Source organism: Actinacidiphila acididurans (assembly GCF_016918855.1).
In the GTDB taxonomy this organism is placed as follows: domain Bacteria; phylum Actinomycetota; class Actinomycetes; order Streptomycetales; family Streptomycetaceae; genus Actinacidiphila; species Actinacidiphila acididurans.
This window is the reverse complement of the sequence record NZ_JADKYB010000006.1, coordinates 247,964-263,257: the sequence shown is the minus strand read 5'-3', so window position 1 is coordinate 263,257 and position 15,294 is coordinate 247,964. Positions and strand designations below refer to the sequence as shown.

Sequence of the window (15,294 nt, the reverse complement as noted above, 5' to 3'; positions counted from 1 at the left end):
TCATCCCTTCGAGGAGGAGTTCGTTGCGCACCACCCTCGTCCCGGCGGCCCTGCGTACGGGGTTCGCCCTAGCCGCGGCCGCGGGCCTGACCCTGACCGGCCTCACACTCGCCCCCGCCGCCGGCGCCGCTCCGGCCGACGGCACCGCCCCGGCGCCCGGCCCCACCGCGGTCGCTCCCTCGTCCGCCGTCACCACCGCCCGCTCCTGCGCGGCGAGCCGCCGCCCGGCCACCATGTCCTGCTCGGCGCTGCGGGTCACCGCCGGCATGGACGGCCTCGCCCACTCCACGGGCTCGGTCGACCCGGCCGACACCCCGTCCGGCTACGGCCCGGCCGACCTGCGCGCCGCCTACGGCCTGCCCGCCACCGGCGCGGCCGGCACCACCATCGCCGTCGTGGACGCCTACGACGACCCGAACGCCGAATCGGACCTGGCCACGTACCGCTCCACCTTCGGCCTGCCCACGTGCGGCAGCGCGAGCGGCTGCTTCACCAAGGTCGGGCAGACCGGCACCGCGACCCTCCCCCGGGCCGACGCCGGCTGGGCCGAGGAGATCTCCCTGGACCTCGACATGGTCAGCGCGATCTGCCCGCAGTGCCGGGTCCTGCTGGTCGAGGCGCGCTCCTCGTCCATGGCCGACCTCGGCACGGCCGTCAACACCGCCGTCGCCATGGGCGCGAAGTACGTCTCCAACAGCTGGGGCGGCGGGGAGTCCTCCTCCGACGCCTCCTACGACAGCGCCTACTTCAACCACCCGGGCGTGGCCATCACCGTCTCCTCCGGCGACAGCGGCTACGGCGCCGAATACCCGGCCGCCTCCCGCTACGTGACCGCGGTCGGCGGCACCTCACTGCGCCAGGACTCCAGCGCACGCGGCTGGAGCGAGTCCGTCTGGAGCGGCACGGGGTCCGGCTGCTCGGCCTACGACACCAAGCCGACCTGGCAGACCGACACCGGCTGCACCCGCCGCTCCATCGCCGACGTCGCCGCGGTCGCCGACCCGGCCACCGGCGTCGCCGTCTACGACACCTACGGCGGCGACACCGGCTGGGAGGTCTTCGGCGGCACCAGCGCCTCCGCCCCCATCGTCGCCGCCGTCTACGCCCTCGCCGGCACCCCCTCCGCCGGCTCCTCCCCCGCCTCCTTCCCCTACGCCCACGCCGCCTCCCTCCACGACGTGACCACCGGCTCCAACGGCTCCTGCGCCGCCCGCTACCTCTGCAACGGCACCCTCGGCTACGACGGCCCGACCGGCCTGGGGACCCCGAACGGAACGAGCGCCTTCGCCGGGTGACCCGAAGGGGCGCGGGGCTGCACCGAAATTGCGGCTGGCGCCGCGTGGGCGCGAGAAACCACGACGCACCGGTACCCGGCAACGCGACAGAACCCCCCGAGCTGGCAGCCGCCAACGGCCACCGGCTCGGGGGCACCGTGAAACCCGACGCCAGCCCTCGCTACCCGCGCAACGAATTGGCCGTCGCGACAGCGCGAAGCACCGCTGCCGCCTTGTTGCGGCACTCCAAGTCCTCGGCGTCGGGGTCGGAATCGGCCACGATGCCCGCGCCGGCCTGGACGTAGGCGACGCCGTCCCGGAGGAGGGCCGTGCGGATGGCGATGGCGGTGTCGGAGTCGCCGGCGAAGTCGAGGTAGCCGACGCAGCCTCCGTAGAGGCCGCGTCGGGTCGGCTCGAGTTCCTCGATGATCTGCATGGCCCGCGGCTTGGGGGCGCCGGAGAGCGTGCCGGCCGGGAAGCAGGCGGTGAGCACGTCGAAGGCGGTCCGGCCGGGGGCGACCGTGCCGGTGACGGTGGAGACGATGTGCATCACATGCGAATAGCGCTCGACGGACATGAAGTCGACGACCTCCACGCTGCCCGGCTCGCACACCCGGCCCAGGTCGTTGCGGCCGAGGTCGACCAGCATCAGGTGCTCGGCGCGTTCCTTGGGGTCGGCGAGGAGTTCCTCGGCCAGGGCGGTGTCCTCCTGCGGGTTGGCACCGCGCGGCCGGGTGCCGGCGATGGGGTGCACCATGGCGCGGCCGTCCTTGACCTTGACCAGCGCCTCGGGGCTGGAGCCGACCACGTCGAAGCCGTCGCCGCCGTCCTCGCCGGGGAAGCGCAGCAGGTACATGTACGGGCTCGGGTTGGTGGCCCGCAGCACCCGGTAGACGTCGAGGGCGCTCGCCTCGCAGGGGGTCTCGAACCGCTGCGAGGGCACGACCTGGAACGCCTCGCCGGCCCTGATCCGCTCCTTGATGTCGCGTACGGCCGTCTTGAAGTCCTCGCCGCCCCAGCGGGCGGTGTACGGCGGCAGCTGGGAGGGCGGCAGCGCCACCGGGGCGGTGTGCGCGGGGGCGGCCAGATCCGCCTCCATTGCGTCGAGCCGGGCCACCGCGTCGGCGTACGCCTCGTCGACGCCGGTGTCCTCGTCGTTGTGGTTGATCGCGTTGGCGATCAGCAGCACGGTGCCGTCCCAGTGGTCCAGCACGGCGAGGTCGGAGGTGAGCATCATGGTGAGCTCGGGCAGCTTCAGGGCGTCCTCGCCGTGCTCGCCGATCCGCTCCAGGCGGCGCACGATGTCGTAGCCGAGGTAGCCGATCATGCCGCCGGTGAAGGGCGGCAGCCCGCCGGCCAGGTCGCGCGGGGTGTGCAGGGCGGTGAGGGTGGCGCGCAGCGCCTCCAGCGGGTCGCCGGTGACCGGGACGCCGACCGGCGGGGTGCCCAGCCAGTGGGCCTGCCCGTCGCGGGCGGTCAGGGTGGCGGCCGAGCGCACGCCGATGAAGGAGTACCGGGACCAGGACCCGCCGCCTCCGCCGCCGACGGTGTGGGAGGAGCCCCCGTCCGCCGATTCGAGCAGATACGTGCCCACCCGCTCGCCCGCGAGCTTGCGGTAGAGGCCGACGGGGGTGTCGCCGTCCGCCAGCAGGCGGCGGCTGACCGGGATGACCCGGCGGTCGGCCGCGAGTTTGCGGAAGGTTTCGAGGTCCATGGCGTCCATGGCCAGAGGGTATCCGGGCGGGTGGCGGGCCGGGCCCGGCGTCGCGGGATCCGGCCGGGGCCGGCCCGCGGCGGGCGGGATCAGCCCAGCGGCAGCGCGTGCGCGTCGAAGCAGGTGCGGTCGCCGGTGTGGCAGGCCGCGCCCACCTGGTCGACCTTGACCAGCACGGTGTCGCCGTCGCAGTCGAGCGCGACCGACTTGACGTGCTGGACGTGGCCGGAAGTGTCGCCCTTGACCCAGTACTCCTGCCGGCTGCGGCTGAAGTACGTGCAGCGGCCCGTGGTGAGGGTGCGGTGCAGTGCCTCGTCGTCCATCCAGCCGAGCATGAGCACCTCACCGGTGTCGTACTGCTGGGCGATGGCGGGGAACAGGCCGTCGGAGTTGCGCTTGAGGCGGGTGGCGACGGCGGGGTCGAGGGACGTGGCGGGCACGGTCGAATCCGGCATGGGTTCCATTGTGCCGTCCGGCGCCCGTTGCGGGAAAAGCCGCGGCGCGGGGCGAAAGCGTCGCAATGGTGGCGGATTCCGTGTCCGTCATCCGGTAGTCGCTCGCTGTTGTCACCCGTATGGGGCATCCTGCGTCCATGGGTTTTCCGCCACCGCCACCGAATGGTCCGCCGCCTCCTGAGCAGGGCGGCGGTTTTGGTCCGCCGGAGGGCTTCGGCCCCCCGCCTCCTCCCGCGTCGCCGGGCGACGGCGGTTACGGTTTTCCGCAACAAGGCGGCCAGGAGGGGTACGGCTACCCCACCCAGCCCGGTTACGGCCCGCCGCCCGGCGGCGGGTACGGTCCTCCGCCGCCTCCTGGCGGCGGTTACGGCCCGCCCGGACCGCCCGGACCGCCCGTGCCCCCCGGTGGCGGCTACGGCGGTTATCCGCCGCCGGGTTACCAGCCGCCTCCCCCGCCGCCCAACCACACCCGGCGCAATGTGCTGATCGCGGTGGGCGCGGTAGTGGTCATCGGCGCGGTGGTGGCCGGTGTGGTACTGGCGGGTGGCGGGAGCGACAAGAAGTCGAACGACGCCAAGACTGGCACGACCAGCTCCTCCGCGTCGCTGCCCTCGGGACTCCCCTCGGACGGACTGCCCTCCGACGGGCTCCCTTCGGACGGGCTCCCTTCCGGGCTGCCCTCGGACCTGACCAGTCCCCTGCCGATCCCGAGCTTCACGCTGCCCAGCGACCTGCAGCAGTTCACCGGCACCCCTACGCCGACGCAGAAGCTGGTGCCGTACGTGGTGCTCCACCCGGGCCAGTGCTTCGACGCGCCGACGCTGACGCCCAGCGTGGACAAGGTGACCACCCGCTCGTGCAGTTCCGCGCACGACGCCCAGGTGGTGGCCAACGAGACGCTGTCCGGCAGCTTCTCCTCCGACGAGGAGATCCAGTCCAAGGCGCTGGAACTGTGCACGGCCGACGCGCGCAAGCACCTGCCGGCCGACGGGCGGACGTACTACCCGTACGCGCTGTTCCCGAAGCTGATCACGTACCAGATCCAGGGGCGCGACACCGTCACCTGCTCGCTGACCCGCAACAACGGCAAGACCGGCACCAAGCTCTACGCCCCGCTGGGCTGAGCCGACGCTGAGCCGACCAGGTCCCCCGCGTCCTCGTACCGCGTGGCGAGGGGCGGACGTACACCCGCCGGATCATTACTCTGGCGTCATGTCCACACATGCCCAGCGTGAACGTCTGCTCCTCGCCGATCTGCTGGAAGGTGCCGGGCCCGACGCGCCGACCCTGTGCACGGGCTGGACCACCCGCGATCTGGCGGCGCACGTGGTGGTACGCGAGCGGCGCGGCGACGCGGCGGCGGGCCTGGTGGTGCCGCAGCTCGCCGACCGGCTGAACCGGATCCGCAAGGAGTACGCGGCCAAGCCCTACGACGAGCTGATCCAGCTCATCCGGACCGGGCCGCCGCGGCTGTCGCCGTTCAGCCTCAAGCAACTGGACGAGGCGGCCAACACCATCGAGTTCTACGTGCACGCCGAGGACGTCCGCCGGGCCGTCCCGGACTGGACGCCGCGCGCCATCGACCCGGTGTTCGCCGACGCGCTGTGGCAGCGCCTGGAGCGCGTCGCCCGCATGCTGGGCCGCCGCTCCCCGGTCGGCCTGGTGCTGCGCCGCCCGAACGGCCAGACCGTCGTCGCGCACAAGGGCTCGCCGGTGGTCACGGTCACCGGTGAGCCCTCGGAGCTCGCCGTCTTCGCCTTCGGCCGCCAGCAGGCCGCCAAGGTCGAGACCGAGGGCGACGAGGAAGCGGTCGCCAAGGCGTACGAGGCACGTCTCGGCGTCTGAACCCGGGATTCGACCCGAGGGGCCGGGCGCAGGGGTTCTAGCGGACCGGGTGGCCGGCGGCCCGCAGGGTGTCCTTGACCTCGCCGATGCGCAGGTCGCCGAAGTGGAAGACGGAGGCGGCCAGCACCGCGTCGGCGCCCGCGGCCACGGCGGGCGGGAAGTCGGCGAGCCGGCCGGCGCCGCCGGAGGCGATCACGGGCACCGTCACGTGGGCCCGGACGGCGGCGATCATCTCGGTGTCGTAGCCGTCCTTGGTGCCGTCGGCGTCCATGGAGTTGAGCAGGATCTCGCCGGCGCCGAGTTCGGCCGCCCGGTGCGCCCATTCCACCGCGTCGATGCCGGTGCCGCGGCGCCCGCCGTGCGTGGTGACCTCGAAGGAGCCGGTGGGGGTGCGCCGGGCGTCCACCGAGAGCACCAGCACCTGGCGGCCGAACCGCTCGGCGATCTCCCGGATCAGCTCGGGCCGGGCAATCGCCGCGGTGTTGACGCCCACCTTGTCGGCGCCGGCCCGCAGCAGCTTGTCCACGTCCTCGGCGGTGCGCACTCCGCCGCCCACGGTGAGCGGGATGAAGACCTGCTCCGCGGTGCGCCGCACCACGTCGTAGGTGGTCTCCCGGTCACCGGAGGAGGCGGTGATGTCCAGGAAGGTCAGCTCGTCGGCGCCCTGGGCGTCATAGAGCCGGGCCAGCTCGACCGGGTCACCGGCGTCCCGCAGGTTCTGGAAGTTGACGCCCTTGACCACCCGCCCGGCGTCGACGTCCAGGCAGGGGATGACGCGGACCGCGAGGCTCATGCGGTGTCTCCTCGGAATGCTTCGAGTTCCACTTCGACCAGCACCAGCGGCTCGGCGAAACCGCCCACCACCACCATGGTGGCGGCCGGCCGCACCTTGCCGAACAGCTCCAGGTGGGCCCGGCCGACCTCGTCCGCGTCCCGGTTGTGGCTGAGGTACATCCGCGTGCGCACCACGTGCTTCACGTCCAGTCCGAACGGCTCCAGCGCGGCCAGCGCGTTGCGGAAGGCGAGCAGCGCCTGTTCGTACGGGCTGCCCTCACCGCGGACCACGCCACCGGCCAGCGGCAGCGTACCGGAGACGAGGACGAAGTCCCCCGCCTCGACGGCGCGGGCGGAACCGATGGTCTCCTCCAGGGCACTTTCGGTCTGCGTACGCCGCACAGCAGGGGTTCCGGTCATCCTGACACCGCCTCCAGGGCTTCTTCGAGGGTGAACGCCTTCGCATAGAGCGCCTTGCCGACAATGGCGCCTTCCACGCCATCCGGCACCAGGGCGGCGATCGCCCGCAGGTCGTCGAGGCTGGAGACGCCGCCGGAAGCCACCACCGGCCGGCCGGTGGCGGCGCACACATTGCGCAGCAGGTCCAGGTTGGGGCCCTGGAGGGTGCCGTCCTTGGCGATGTCGGTGACGACGTACCGGGCGCAGCCCTCGGAGTCCAGCCGGGCCAGCGTCTCGTACAGGTCGCCGCCATCCCGGGTCCAGCCGCGGCCGCGCAGGGTGGTGCCGCGCACGTCCAGGCCGACCGCGATCCGGTCGCCGTGCTCGGCGATGACCTTGGCCACCCACTGCGGCGCCTCCAGGGCGGCGGTGCCCAGGTTCACCCGGGTGCAGCCGGTGGCCAGGGCCGCGGCCAGGGTGTCGTCGTCGCGGATGCCGCCGGACAGCTCGACCTTGATGTCCATGCTCCGGGCCACCTCGGCGATCAGCGCCCGGTTGTCGCCGGTGCCGAAGGCCGCGTCGAGGTCGACCAGGTGCAGCCACTCGGCGCCGGCCTGCTGCCAGGCGAGCGCGGCGGACAGCGGGTCGCCGTACGAGGTCTCGGAGCCGGACTCGCCGTGCACCAGGCGGACGGCCTGGCCGTCGCGGACGTCGACGGCGGGGAGGAGTTCGAGCGTGGTCATCGGGAGCGGGATCCTCTGCGAGCGGCGGGTGCTGATCGGGGCGACGGAGGAGGAGCGGGCCGGCCGTACGTCCGGGAGGGACGCCGCGGCCGGGGCGGGTCGGGAACGGATCGGAAGCGGATCAGGATCGGAAGCGGATCAGAAGGAGCCGAGCCAGTTGGCCAGCAGCCGGGCGCCTGCGTCGCCGGACTTCTCCGGGTGGAACTGGGTGGCCCACAGCGGGCCGTTCTCCACGGCGGCGACGAACGGCTCGCCGTGCGTGGACCAGGCGACCTTCGGGGGCTGGATGGCGGGGTTGTGCGCGGGCAGGTCCCAGGCGCGCACCGCGTAGGAGTGCACGAAGTAGAACCGGGCGTCCTCCTCGACCCCCGCGAACAGTTCGGAGCCTTCGGGGGCCTTGACGGTGTTCCAGCCCATGTGCGGCACCACGGGCGCGTGCAGCGGCTCGACCGCGCCGGGCCACTCGTCCAGGCCCTCGGTCTCCACGCCGTGCTCGATGCCGCGGGCGAACAGGATCTGCATGCCGACGCAGATGCCGAGCACCGGGCGGCCGCCGGACAGCCGGCGGCCGATGATCCAGTCGCCGCGCGCGGCCTTGAGGCCGGCCATGCAGGCGGCGAAGGCGCCGACGCCGGGCACCAGCAGCCCGTCGGCGTTCATCGCCTTGTCGTAGTCAGCGGTGATCTCCACCTCGGCGCCGGCCCGGGCCAGCGCCCGCTCCGCGGAGCGGACGTTGCCGAACCCGTAGTCGAGGACCACCACGCGCTTGGTCACGGTCATGCCTCCCTACATCCGCAGCAGGCCGGCGGCCAGCGCGAACACCGAGCCGATGGCGACGATCGCGATCAGGCTGCGGGACTGCTTCTGCTTCCAGAAGGAGTAGACGCCCCCGGCGAGGAACAGGCCGAGCAGGATGAAGAGGGACGATCCTTTGTTCATGGTGTTACAGCGCGCCCTTCGTCGACGGCAGGATGCCCGCGGCGCGCGGGTCGCGCTCGCTGGCGTAGCGCAGCGCCCGGGCCAGCGCCTTGAACTGGCACTCCACGATGTGGTGCGCGTTGCGCCCGTAGGGCACATGGACGTGCAGCGCGATCTGCGCCTGCGCGACGAAGGACTCCAGGATGTGGCGGGTCATCGTCGTGTCGTACGTGCCGATCATCGGCGCCATGTGCTCCGGCTCGGTGTGCACCAGATACGGCCGCCCGGACAGGTCGACGGTCACCTCGGCCAGGGCCTCGTCCAGCGGCACCGTGCAGTTGCCGAACCGGTAGATGCCCACCTTGTCGCCGAGCGCCTGCCGGAAGGCGGCGCCCAGGGCGAGGGCGGTGTCCTCGATCGTGTGGTGGGTGTCGATGTGCAGGTCGCCCTCGGTCTTGACGCTGAGGTCGAACAGGCCGTGCCGGCCGAGCTGGTCGAGCATGTGGTCGTAGAAGCCCACGCCGGTGGACACCGAGACCTGGCCGGTGCCGTCCAGGTCGATCTCCACGACGGTGGACGTCTCCTTGGTGGTGCGTTCCACCCGGCCCACGCGGGTCATGCGGATCCCTCCGAAGCGGTGCTGTACTCCTTGAACACGGTGCGGGCCGCCGCCAGGAAGGCGTCGTTCTCCGCCGGGGTGCCGGCCGAGACCCGCAGCCGGCCGGGCACGCCGTTGTCCCGGACCAGGACGCCCTGGTCGAGGATCGCCTGCCACGCCGCGTGGGCGTCGGTGAACCGGCCGAACTGCACGAAGTTCGCGTCGGACTCCGTCACCTCGTAGCCGATCCCGCACAACCCGTCGACCAGCCGGTCGCGTTCCTTCTTGAGCTGCTCGACGTAGCCGAGCAGGGCGTCGGTGTGCTCCAGGGCGGCCAGCGCGGTGGCCTGGGTCACCGACGACAGGTGGTACGGCAGCCGGACCAGCTGCACGGCGTCCACCACCGCGGGGTCCGCCGCCAGGTAGCCCAGCCGCAGCCCGGCCGCGCCGAACGCCTTGGACATGGTACGGGTGACCACCAGCGTGGGGCGGCCATCGATCAACGGCAGCAGCGACGGGCGGTGCGAGAACTCGCCGTACGCCTCGTCCACGATCACCATCGACGGGCCGGCCGCGAGCGACGCCTCGTACAGCGCGAGTACGGTCTCGGCGGCCACCGCGGTGCCGGTCGGGTTGTTGGGCGAGCAGATGAACACCACGTCCGGCCGCAGCTCGCGGATCTGGGCGGTGGCGTTCGCCACGTCGATGGTGAAGTCGTCGTTGCGGGCCCCGGAGATCCAGCCGGTGCCGGTGCCGCGGGAGATCAGCGCGTGCATCGAGTACGACGGCTCGAAGCCGATCGCGGTGCGGCCGGGGCCGCCGAAGGTCTGCAGCAGCTGCTGGATGATCTCGTTGGAGCCGTTGGCGGCCCACACCTGCGGCAGGCCCACGGTGTGCCCGGCGGTCCGGGACAGGTAGGCGGCCAGTCGCGTGCGCAGCTCGACCGCGTCCCGGTCCGGGTAGCGGTTCAGGTGGCGGGCGGCCTCGGCGACGCGCTCGGCGATCCGCTCGACCAGCGGCTCGGGCAGCGGATACGGGTTCTCGTTGGTGTTGAGCAGCACCGGCACGTCGAGCTGCGGGGCGCCGTACGGCGACTGGCCGCGCAGTTCGTCGCGGATGGGCAGGTCGTCGATCCGGGTCACCGGGCCACCTCGCCGCCGGGCGGGACCTCGCCGGAGAAGCGGGCGGTCACCGCGGCGCCGTGGGCCGGCAGGTCCTCGGCGCCGGCCAGGGTGACCACGTGGTGGGCGACCTCGGCCAGGGCGTCGCGGGAGTAGTCCACGACGTGGATGCCGCGCAGGAAGGACTGCACGGACAGGCCCGAGGAGTGGCAGGCGCATCCGCCGGTGGGCAGCACGTGGTTGGACCCGGCGCAGTAGTCGCCGAGCGAGACCGGCGCCCAGGGGCCGACAAAGACCGCGCCGGCGTTGCGCACCCTGGCGGCGACCTCGGCGGCGTCCGCGGTCTGGATCTCCAGGTGCTCGGCGGCATAGGCGTCGACCACCTCCAGCGCCCGGTCGAGGGTGTCGACCAGGACGGTGGCCGACTGGCGGCCGGACAGGGCGGTGGCGACGCGCTCCTTGTGCCGGGTGGCGGCGACCTGGACGTCGAGCTCCTTGTCGACGGCGTCGGCGAGCTCGGCGGAGGTGGTGACCAGGACGGCCGCGGCAAGGGTGTCGTGCTCGGCCTGGCTGATCAGGTCGGCGGCCACGTGCGCGGGGTCGGCAGTGCCGTCGGCCAGCACCGCGATCTCGGTGGGCCCGGCCTCGGCGTCGATCCCGATCCGGCCCTTGAGCAGGCGCTTGGCGGCGGCCACGTAGATGTTGCCGGGGCCGGTGACCAGGTTCACCGGGCGGCACTCGTCGGTGCCGTAGGCGAACATGGCGATGGCCTGGGCGCCGCCGGCCGCGTACACCTCGGTCACGCCGAGCAGCGCGCAGGCGGCGAGGATGGTGGGGTGCGGCAGTCCGCCCCACTGGGCCTGCGGCGGCGAGGCGACGGCGACCGCGTCCACCCCGGCCTCCTGGGCGGGCACCACGTTCATGACCACCGACGACGGGTAGACCGCCAGCCCGCCCGGCACGTACAGCCCCACGCGCTGCACCGGCACCCACCGCTCGGTGACGGTGCCGCCGGGTACGACCTGGGTGGTGACGTCGGTGCGCCGCTGGTCGTGGTGGACCAGCCGGGCCCGCCGGATCGACTCCTCGAGGGCGGCGCGGACCTGCGGGTCCAGACCCTCCAGCGCCTGCGTCAGCTCCCGCTCGGGCACCCGCAGCCGCTCCGGGCGCACCCCGTCGAACCGCTCCCCGTAGTCCAGCACGGCCGCCGTGCCGCGATGGCGCACGTCCTCGCAGATCGGCCGCACCGCCTCCAGGGCGGCCTCCACGTCGAACTCGGCACGGGGCAGCAGGTCACGGTCGATGCCGCCCTCGGGGAAGGCGGCGCCGCGCAGGTCGATTCGGGAGATCACGCTGCCAAGTGTAGAGACCCGGACCCGGCGGGCCGCTCGCGGTCCGCTCCGTGATACGCGCGGGTGGCACGCATGGCGGACGCGGGAGCGGGGGCTTCGAGGGCGTACGGAGCCCGGTGGCGGGAACGTACGGGGGACGTACTGGGTCCTGGCGGTGGGCCTGTGGACACAGCGGCCCCGGGTGTCGGGAGGGTTCGCTAGCGTGTGGCGCGGTGGGCACGACGGGACCACGGGAGGGACGGGGGAGGTCCGGGTGGCGGACGAGACGGTGGTGCGGGCGGCGCCGGAGAGCTGGAGCACGACCGAGCAGCGCATGTGGCGGTCGTTCGTGGCCGGGCGCACGCTGGACCTGCGCACCGGCCGGGCGGAGGAGGACGACCCGCTGGCGGGCCCGGAGTGGCCCGAGGAGCGCACGGTACGGGCCAGGGCCGTCGCCGAACTGCTGCTGAACCCACCGGCGCCCGCGCCCGGCCGGGTGGGCGCGCTCAAGCTCGCGGGGGTACGGATCAGCGGCCGGCTGATGCTGTCGGGCGGCACCATCGCGCCCTACTTCCAGCTCGACGACTGCCGGTTCGACGAGCCGGTGATGCTCCAGGAGGTCCGGGCCGGCAGCATGCGGCTGGTGCGCTGCCTGATCCCGCGGCTGGACGCGGCGCGGCTCCAGGTCACCGGCGACCTGCACCTGCCGCAGTGCCTGGTGCCCGGCGGGATCCGGATGTCCGACGCGCAGATCGGCACCGACCTGCTGCTCAACCAGCTCGTGGTGCGGCGGGACCGGGCCAGCCGGGCGATCGGCGCCGACGGCCTGGTGGTCGGGCAGGACGTGGACGCCGAACTCATGGACGTCACCGGGGAGTTCAGCCTGCGCAGCGCCCGGATAGGCGGCCGGCTGAGCCTGCGGGGCAGCAGCGTACGCAACCCCACCGGCCGGTACGCGCTCAACGCCGCCCGGGTCACGGTCGAGCACACCCTCTACCTCAGCGCGGGCTGGGACGCCTTCGGCGGTTCGACGCCGGGCGACACCTCGCCGCCGCCCGGCGTCGAAACCAAGGACTTCGTCTGCGAGGGCGGACTGCGGCTGGACGACGGCCGGTTCGGCAACGCGGTGGTGGTCACCCGGGCCCGATTCCGGCTCGGCGAGGAGCAGCAGGTGTCACTGCGCCGCATCCAGACGCCCGAGCTGCGCTGGACGCCCGGCCGTGCGCCGACCGGCCTGGTGTCGCTGTCCGGCGCGCGGGTGGGCAAGCTGGTGGACGCCCCCGCGAGCTGGCCCACCGCCCCCGGCCGGCTGTCGCTGCGCGGCTTCGTCTACGACGGGTTGGCCCCGGCGGTGGACTTCCCGCTCCGCACCCGCATCGCCTGGCTGCGCTCGGCCACCCCGGAGTACACCTCCGAGCCGTACGAGCGGCTGGCCGCGGCCCTGCGCGCGAGCGGGGACGACACCGAGGCGCGCGAGGTGCTGCTGGCCAAGCAGCGGCGGCGGCGCGAGACGCTGTCCGGGGCCGGCCGGGTGTGGGGCTGGATCCAGGACGTCACGGTCGGGTACGGGTACCGGCCCGGGCGGGCCGCGGTCTGGATGGGGGTGCTCTGGGCCATCGGCGCCGTGTATTTCGCGCTGCACCGCACTCCGCCTCCGGCCGACTCGAACGGCTACCAGCCCCACTGGAGTCCTGCTCTTTACGCGCTCGACCTGCTGCTTCCGGTCATCGACCTCGGGCAGGACAACGCCTGGCGTGAGACGGGCGTGGCGCAGTGGGTCGCTTCCGCCTTGACGTTGCTCGGCTGGATGCTCGCGACGACCGCTGCCGCGGGGGCCACCCGACTTCTGCGGCGCGGAACGTGAGGGACGGTTCGCCCCGGCTTGGGGTCGCACATGGCCGGGCCGCGCCCAGCGGCCGGCGGTTCCCCGGGGCGCGGGGAACTGCGCGACCAGCCCAATTCCGGGCCGCGGGTCGTCACCGGCCCGAAGGGGCAGTTGCTGCCGTCTCCGGACCACCGGTGGGTGGGTGGTTGCTCGCGCCCGCGCGGCGCCGGCCGCATATCAGCTACAGCCCCGAGCCCCTGGGCTTTCCCGGCGAACCGGCCCGCCGCTGTGCGGGCCCGGGGTACCCCCGGCGAACCGTGCGGTCGAACGCTTACCCTGCTCACTGTGACGGAACGCATCGCGCTCTTCCCGCTCGGCTCGCCGCTGTTTCCGGGGCTGGCGCTGCCGCTGAACGTGTTCGAGGAGAGATACCGCGCCCTCGTCAAGGACTTGATGAAGCTGCCGCGGAACACGCCCCGCAGGTTCGGGGTGATCGCCATCAAGAATGGCCAGGAAGTCGCGCCCACCGGGCAGGACGGGCGGACCAGGGGGGCGGCCGCGGGGCTGGTGGACGACCCGCTGGACGCCCTGTACGGCTACGGCTGCGTCGCGGAGGCGGCGGGTATCGCCGAGCGCGACAGCGGCCGCTTCGACCTGGTCGCCACGGGGGTGGCCAGGTTCCGGCTGCGGTCGGTGGACGCGAGCGGCGCGTATCTGACCGGTGAGGTGGAGATCGTTCCGGAGCGGACCGGGACCGGGGCGCGCGCGCTGGCGCCCGAGGTGGCCCGCGCGTTCGCGACGTATCAGCAGCGGCTGGCCGGCTCGCGGGGCCGCGGCCAGCCGGCACAGGGGCTGCCGGACGACCCGGGCGAGCTGTCCTATCTGGTGGCGGCCGCGGTGGTGGCCGAGACCCCGGTCAAGCAGCGGCTGCTGGAGGCGGAGGACACCGCGTCCCGGCTCAAGGGGGCGCTGCGGCTGCTGCGCCGGGAGTCCGCGATCGTGGAGAAGCTGCCCTCGCTGCCCGCGGTCGAGCTGACCCGGCAGGCGGTGAGCGCGAACTGATGGCCAAGAAGTCCCGCGCGGGCGGCGGCACCCCGGCCACGGTCGCCCTGGAGAAGGCCGGCGTGCCGTTCACCGTGCACGCCTACAGCCACGACCCGTCGTCCGGCCTCGGGTACGGCGAGGAGGCCGCGGCCGCGCTCGGCGTGTCCCAGGACCGGGTCTTCAAGACGCTGGTGGCCGATGTCGACGGCGCGCTGACGGTGGCGGTGGTCCCGGTGTCGGCCAGCCTGGACCTGAAGGCGCTGGCCGCGGCGGCCGGCGGCAAGCGCGCCGCCATGGCCGATCCGGCGGCGGCCGAGCGGACCACCGGGTATGTGCTGGGCGGCATCTCTCCGCTCGGGCAGCGCAAGTCGCTGCCCACGGTCGTCGACGACTCGGCGCTGGCCCACCCCACGGTGTTCGTCTCGGCCGGCAAGCGCGGCCTGGAGGTGGAGCTGGCGCCCGCCGACCTCACCGCGCTGACCGCGGCCAGGACGGGCGGCATCGCCCGCGGCTGAGCCCCGGGCGCGGGGCCGGCCGGGGACCGTCAGCCCGTCGTGCGCGCGGCCGTCACTCGTCGGTGTCGTGGCCCTTGCCGGAGCCACTGTCCGGGCCCTCGCCCGGGTGCTCGGCGGGCCGGACGGGCGGCGCCCACTTCGGGGTTTCGGGCTCGGGGTCGCGCGGGCCGAAGGCGGAGGTCAGGCACAGGTGGGTGAGCATGGCGGCCGCGGACCAGGCGACCAGGGCGCTCTTGGCGCGCAGTTCGAGGGGGCCGTCGAAGACCACCTTGGGGCCGACCGCCTTGGCGTGGGCGACGATGTCGGTGGTGGGCCCGAGGGCGACACCGAGCCGCCAGCCGACGAGCGATGCGAGCACCCCGCCGACGGCGAGGCCGAGGACGACCCCGATGCCGCCGGTGCGCCGGCGCAGGAAGACAGCCGCCGCGGTCAGCACGCCCAGCACGACCGCGATCAGCACGAAGGTGCCGTCGCCGCCGATGGCCTCCTCGCCCTCGGTGTCCTTGAGGTAGACCGCCTGGCCGTCGGAGACCATCGGGATCCGCGGCGACAGCCACAGCCAGAACAGTCCGAGGATCAGTCCGCAGATGGCGACGAGCAGGGCGACCAGCACCCCCCTGAGCAGTTCGCCGCGGACCGGGGAGCCGTTGTCCGCGGGTGTGCCGGAAACATCTCCCCCGCCCGGGTAGGGCGGGAAGTGCGGCGGCTGTTCATGCGGAGTCAGGGGTGCGGTCACCA

At 73.5% G+C, this 15,294-nt stretch carries 17 protein-coding genes; 6 read left to right on the top strand and 11 right to left on the bottom strand.

What is annotated here, in order from left to right:
* Positions 1-23 precede the first annotated feature (23 nt).
* Positions 24-1,295 carry a S53 family peptidase gene (locus ITX44_RS13540; RefSeq protein ID WP_205357408.1) on the top strand — a complete coding sequence of 424 codons (1,272 nt, stop codon included), beginning with the start codon at positions 24-26 and terminating at the stop codon, positions 1,293-1,295.
* A gap of 160 nt (positions 1,296-1,455) precedes the next feature.
* On the opposite strand, the gene ITX44_RS13535 is transcribed toward ITX44_RS13540, so the two are convergent.
* Together ITX44_RS13535 and hisI are read right to left on the bottom strand one after the other, a co-directional pair.
* Entirely contained in the window at positions 1,456-2,988 is a 1,533-nt protein-coding gene (locus ITX44_RS13535; RefSeq protein WP_205357584.1) for an anthranilate synthase component I, read from the bottom strand.
* 89 nt (positions 2,989-3,077) lie between these two features.
* Positions 3,078-3,443 (bottom strand): phosphoribosyl-AMP cyclohydrolase, encoded by a 366-nt coding sequence (gene hisI / locus ITX44_RS13530; RefSeq protein ID WP_205357407.1) that lies wholly within the window; start codon positions 3,441-3,443, stop codon positions 3,078-3,080.
* 395 nt (positions 3,444-3,838) lie between these two features.
* On the opposite strand from hisI, the gene ITX44_RS13525 reads away from it, so the two are divergent.
* Positions 3,839-4,567 carry a hypothetical protein gene (locus ITX44_RS13525; RefSeq protein WP_205357406.1) on the top strand — a complete coding sequence of 243 codons (729 nt, stop codon included), beginning with the start codon at positions 3,839-3,841 and terminating at the stop codon, positions 4,565-4,567.
* Between the two features lie 88 nt (positions 4,568-4,655).
* Positions 4,656-5,288 (top strand): TIGR03085 family metal-binding protein, encoded by a 633-nt coding sequence (locus ITX44_RS13520; protein WP_205357405.1) that lies wholly within the window; start codon positions 4,656-4,658, stop codon positions 5,286-5,288.
* Positions 5,289-5,325: 37 nt separating this feature from the next.
* On the opposite strand, the gene hisF is transcribed toward ITX44_RS13520, so the two are convergent.
* The 8 genes from hisF to hisD all read right to left on the bottom strand — a co-directional run bounded on the left by hisF (position 5,326) and on the right by hisD (position 11,193).
* On the bottom strand, positions 5,326-6,081 hold the full coding sequence (gene hisF / locus ITX44_RS13515; RefSeq protein WP_205357404.1) for an imidazole glycerol phosphate synthase subunit HisF: 756 nt from the start codon (positions 6,079-6,081) through the stop codon (positions 5,326-5,328).
* Positions 6,078-6,482: a Rid family hydrolase gene (locus tag ITX44_RS13510; protein ID WP_205357403.1), complete on the bottom strand. Its 405-nt coding sequence runs from the start codon at positions 6,480-6,482 to the stop codon at positions 6,078-6,080. Before ITX44_RS13510 ends, hisF begins: the two co-directional genes overlap by 4 nt.
* Positions 6,479-7,204 carry a bifunctional 1-(5-phosphoribosyl)-5-((5-phosphoribosylamino)methylideneamino)imidazole-4-carboxamide isomerase/phosphoribosylanthranilate isomerase PriA gene (gene priA, locus ITX44_RS13505; RefSeq protein WP_205357402.1) on the bottom strand — a complete coding sequence of 242 codons (726 nt, stop codon included), beginning with the start codon at positions 7,202-7,204 and terminating at the stop codon, positions 6,479-6,481. The genes ITX44_RS13510 and priA overlap by 4 nt, the downstream gene beginning before the upstream one ends.
* 138 nt (positions 7,205-7,342) lie before the next feature.
* Entirely contained in the window at positions 7,343-7,984 is a 642-nt protein-coding gene (gene hisH, locus ITX44_RS13500) for an imidazole glycerol phosphate synthase subunit HisH (protein ID WP_205357401.1), read from the bottom strand.
* 6 nt (positions 7,985-7,990) lie between these two features.
* Positions 7,991-8,143, bottom strand: coding sequence for a CG2302 family histidine operon protein (locus ITX44_RS13495; protein ID WP_205357400.1), 153 nt, complete (start codon positions 8,141-8,143; stop codon positions 7,991-7,993).
* Positions 8,144-8,147: 4 nt separating this feature from the next.
* The gene (hisB, locus tag ITX44_RS13490; protein WP_205357399.1) at positions 8,148-8,741 is read right to left on the bottom strand and encodes an imidazoleglycerol-phosphate dehydratase HisB; all 594 of its coding nucleotides are present in this window, start codon (positions 8,739-8,741) and stop codon (positions 8,148-8,150) included.
* Positions 8,738-9,862, bottom strand: a complete 1,125-nt coding sequence (locus tag ITX44_RS13485) for a histidinol-phosphate transaminase (RefSeq protein WP_205357398.1) — start codon at positions 9,860-9,862, stop codon at positions 8,738-8,740. Before ITX44_RS13485 ends, hisB begins: the two co-directional genes overlap by 4 nt.
* Positions 9,859-11,193 carry a histidinol dehydrogenase gene (hisD, locus tag ITX44_RS13480; RefSeq protein ID WP_205357397.1) on the bottom strand — a complete coding sequence of 445 codons (1,335 nt, stop codon included), beginning with the start codon at positions 11,191-11,193 and terminating at the stop codon, positions 9,859-9,861. Before hisD ends, ITX44_RS13485 begins: the two co-directional genes overlap by 4 nt.
* Positions 11,194-11,506: 313 nt before the next feature.
* Between hisD and ITX44_RS13475 the strand changes: the two genes are divergently transcribed.
* The 3 genes from ITX44_RS13475 to ybaK all read left to right on the top strand — a co-directional run bounded on the left by ITX44_RS13475 (position 11,507) and on the right by ybaK (position 14,556).
* Positions 11,507-13,036, top strand: coding sequence for an oxidoreductase (locus ITX44_RS13475; RefSeq protein ID WP_205357583.1), 1,530 nt, complete (start codon positions 11,507-11,509; stop codon positions 13,034-13,036).
* 306 nt (positions 13,037-13,342) lie between these two features.
* A complete protein-coding gene (locus ITX44_RS13470) occupies positions 13,343-14,059 on the top strand; it encodes an LON peptidase substrate-binding domain-containing protein (RefSeq protein WP_307795253.1) in 717 nt (238 codons plus the stop codon).
* Entirely contained in the window at positions 14,059-14,556 is a 498-nt protein-coding gene (gene ybaK, locus ITX44_RS13465) for a Cys-tRNA(Pro) deacylase (RefSeq protein ID WP_205357395.1), read from the top strand. Before ITX44_RS13470 ends, ybaK begins: the two co-directional genes overlap by 1 nt.
* Before the next feature lie 52 nt (positions 14,557-14,608).
* Here ybaK and ITX44_RS13460 read toward each other — a convergent pair whose 3' ends face one another.
* A complete protein-coding gene (locus tag ITX44_RS13460; protein WP_205357394.1) occupies positions 14,609-15,292 on the bottom strand; it encodes a hypothetical protein in 684 nt (227 codons plus the stop codon).
* Positions 15,293-15,294: the final 2 nt, after the last annotated feature.

What these genes read in the sequence shown, in the direction of transcription:
- ITX44_RS13510 (WP_205357403.1), bottom strand. Translation starts at nt 6,482, where the DNA reads ATGACCGGAACCCCTGCTGTGCGGCGTACGCAGACCGAAAGTGCCCTG.
- ITX44_RS13535 (WP_205357584.1), bottom strand. Translation starts at nt 2,988, where the DNA reads ATGGACCTCGAAACCTTCCGCAAACTCGCGGCCGACCGCCGGGTCATC.
- hisB (WP_205357399.1), bottom strand. Translation starts at nt 8,741, where the DNA reads ATGACCCGCGTGGGCCGGGTGGAACGCACCACCAAGGAGACGTCCACC.
- hisI (WP_205357407.1), bottom strand. Translation starts at nt 3,443, where the DNA reads ATGCCGGATTCGACCGTGCCCGCCACGTCCCTCGACCCCGCCGTCGCC.
- ybaK (WP_205357395.1), top strand. Translation starts at nt 14,059, where the DNA reads ATGGCCAAGAAGTCCCGCGCGGGCGGCGGCACCCCGGCCACGGTCGCC.
- priA (WP_205357402.1), bottom strand. Translation starts at nt 7,204, where the DNA reads ATGACCACGCTCGAACTCCTCCCCGCCGTCGACGTCCGCGACGGCCAG.
- hisF (WP_205357404.1), bottom strand. Translation starts at nt 6,081, where the DNA reads ATGAGCCTCGCGGTCCGCGTCATCCCCTGCCTGGACGTCGACGCCGGG.
- ITX44_RS13520 (WP_205357405.1), top strand. Translation starts at nt 4,656, where the DNA reads ATGTCCACACATGCCCAGCGTGAACGTCTGCTCCTCGCCGATCTGCTG.
- ITX44_RS13475 (WP_205357583.1), top strand. Translation starts at nt 11,507, where the DNA reads ATGTGGCGGTCGTTCGTGGCCGGGCGCACGCTGGACCTGCGCACCGGC.
- hisH (WP_205357401.1), bottom strand. Translation starts at nt 7,984, where the DNA reads ATGACCGTGACCAAGCGCGTGGTGGTCCTCGACTACGGGTTCGGCAAC.
- ITX44_RS13495 (WP_205357400.1), bottom strand. Translation starts at nt 8,143, where the DNA reads ATGAACAAAGGATCGTCCCTCTTCATCCTGCTCGGCCTGTTCCTCGCC.